At 45.8% G+C, this 2,707-nt stretch carries 2 protein-coding genes and 1 pseudogene; all 3 read left to right on the forward strand.

Features of this window, described 5'->3' with window-relative positions; translation table 11 throughout:
* Positions 1 to 188: 188 nt before the first annotated feature.
* Positions 189 to 1,181 carry a DUF932 domain-containing protein gene (locus ACT3S4_RS14235; RefSeq protein WP_444761293.1) on the forward strand — a complete coding sequence of 331 codons (993 nt, stop codon included), beginning with the start codon at positions 189 to 191 and terminating at the stop codon, positions 1,179 to 1,181.
* Between the two features lie 115 nt (positions 1,182 to 1,296).
* Positions 1,297 to 2,409: a YqaJ viral recombinase family nuclease gene (locus ACT3S4_RS14240; protein ID WP_444761294.1), complete on the forward strand. Its 1,113-nt coding sequence runs from the start codon at positions 1,297 to 1,299 to the stop codon at positions 2,407 to 2,409.
* A 110-nt stretch (positions 2,410 to 2,519) separates the two neighbouring features.
* Positions 2,520 to 2,707, forward strand: a pseudogene (locus ACT3S4_RS14245) (hydrolase or metal-binding protein); the annotation flags it as partial.

Below are 2,707 nucleotides of genomic sequence, written 5' to 3' on the forward strand. Positions count from 1 at the left end.
ATAGGCGTGGTTGCAGGTACAACAGTCGCAGCGCTTATAGAGATGACTCAGTCTCATCAAGCGCTACCGCTGCTAGTGAATCAGCAATATCGCTGTGATGACTGCTCGCATGTCTTCACCAGCTTTCATTAATTCATTTAACCCACTTCACTTACCTTACTTAATCATCAATAAAAAGGAATATTATCATGGCACATTTAGTCGAAAGTATGGCGTACGTAGGCGAAACCCCTTGGCATGGTCTTGGCAATGAGCTATCACCTAAGCAGCCGTTAGAGGTTTGGGCAAGCGAGGCAGGGCTTGATTGGCGTATTGAGTCATCCGATGTCAGCTACATGTCAAGCAATGACAAAGGTCATAACCTCATCATGCCCTTTGCTGAGAACAAGGTGTTGTACCGCAGCGATAACCTAGAGCCCTTATCGGTGGTTAGTCAACGCTATCAAGAAGTACAACCGCGTGAGATTTTAGAGTTCTATCGTGATCTTACAGAGCAGTCTGATTTCGAGCTAGAGACTGCTGGGGTGCTCAAGGGCGGTCGAAAGCTATGGGCATTGGCTCGTACAGGCCAGTCAGCAACGCTCAAAGGTAAAGATGTTAGTAACGGCTATCTATTACTGGCAACGGCCTGTGATGGGACGCTTGCGACCACAGCACAGTTCACTAATATTCGTGTGGTCTGTAATAACACCCTTGCTGTTAGCTTAGCTAACGGAAGCGGTGGTGTGGTCAAAGTTCCGCATAGCACATCTTTCAATGCTGATAGCGTCAAGCAGCAATTAGGCGTGTCGGTGAAGCAGTGGGAGGAGCACGTTTATGAGATGAAGCAATTGTCGGAGCGTCGTGTCACTCAAGCGGATGCCGCTAATTATCTCAGCCGTGTGTTCAATGACCAAGACAATGACCTTATCTTGTTTAATAGCGCTAAAAAGCAAAAGGATGCTGTTCCTAATGCCAAAGCGATGAATAAGGTGATGCAGATGTTTAACGGTCAAGGGCGCGGTGCTGATTTAGATGCCGCCCGTGATACGGCTTATGGGCTGTTATGTAGTATCACGGAGTACGTTGATCATGAACGTCGAGCGATGAGTACCGATAATCGTCTCAATTCAGCATGGTTCGGTGCTGGAGCTAAGCTTAAGCAAAAGGGTTTAGAGGAGTCACTACTGATGCTTGCTTAATCAAGGATATCTAACGTATAGAAACACAATCAACCACGCCTTAGCGCGTGGTTTTTTTATGTCCATTATTTAACCAGCCACCTTAATTCATGAAGCCATTTATAAGGAATTTATTATGGAAACCATCGCATTAAACACAACCACTCAGCCAAGACGCGCAAAGCGTTCAACTGCCAAAGCCAAAACAACGCACATACCTTCAAAAACAAAAGCCAACATTGAGTACTCAACGCCTTTAATGCCATCGACTCAATCAACCACCGCTAAACGTCTTGTCAGTACCAAAGATTTGAGCCGTGAAGACTGGTTAGCCGTTCGCAAGCAAGGCATTGGCAGCTCTGATGCAGCCGCTGCCTGCGGTATCCATCCGTACCTATCCATGCTTGAGCTATGGATGATAAAGACAGGGCGCATGACCTCAAACATCGATGAAAGCATTGAGGGTTATTCTCCACTGTACTGGGGTAATACGCTTGAGCCGATGGTCGCTAAATACTACCAAGAGCAGACAGGCAATAAAGTACGTCGGGTGAATGCCGTCTTGCAACATGCTGACCCTGATAATCACTTTATGCTAGCCAATCTAGACTATGCAGTGACAGGCAATGACGAGGTACAGATACTAGAGTGCAAAACAGCAGGGGAACATGGCGCGAAGCTTTGGAAGCATGGCGTACCGCTCTATGTGACTTGCCAAGTGCAGCATCAGCTAGCGGTCACAGGTAAAAGCGCGGCGCATATCTGTGTACTGCTATGCGGACATGAAGCCAAAATATACAAGGTTGAGCGTGATGAGCAGCTGATTAATAGCATTCTGTGGCATGAGCGTCTGTTTTGGCAGTATGTTGAGACCGACACCCCACCAACCCCTGACCATAGCGAGTCAGCAGCGCGAGCATTAAAGCAGCTTTATCCAAAGCCTAAGCCGTCAAGTAAAGTTGATTTGCGAGACGATGAAGGCGCTAACAAGCTGTTTGATAAGTTGCTTAATCATCGCATGTCTATTGAGGAGCTAGAGCAACGTCATGACCAGATTAAGCATCAGCTACAAACGCTTATCAAAGATAATGAGGTGGCGATCTTCAATAAAGGCGCTATTTCATGGAAGCGCTCTAAAGATAGTATCGGTCTTGATAGTAAAGCGGTTATCAAGGCACATCCTGACTTACTCACTCAATTTAGTAAAACAAAGCAAGGCAGTCGTCGCTTTGTGATATTAAACGATTAATCACTCAGCACTTAACCATCCATCTAGTCAATAGAAACAGCGCATAAAAAGCCCACCTATCACAGGTGGGCTTTTTTATTTCTTTAATAAACCACACAAGGAATATAACCATGATTAAAGGTCTCACGATAACTCCACCAGTTCTAGGTCGTATTAGCATCGGTAAAGTCGTTCACAAAGACGGTAAGCGTCTCCCTGCTAAGGATGACCAATTCACTATCACTAGCCAAGTCCAAAACAAGGATGGCTGGATTAATCATCCACTTGATGAAAAACTTCGTGCGAATAATGACGGTAA

The organism is Psychrobacter sp. AOP30-A2-5 (genome assembly GCF_052378115.1).
Taxonomy (GTDB): domain Bacteria; phylum Pseudomonadota; class Gammaproteobacteria; order Pseudomonadales; family Moraxellaceae; genus Psychrobacter.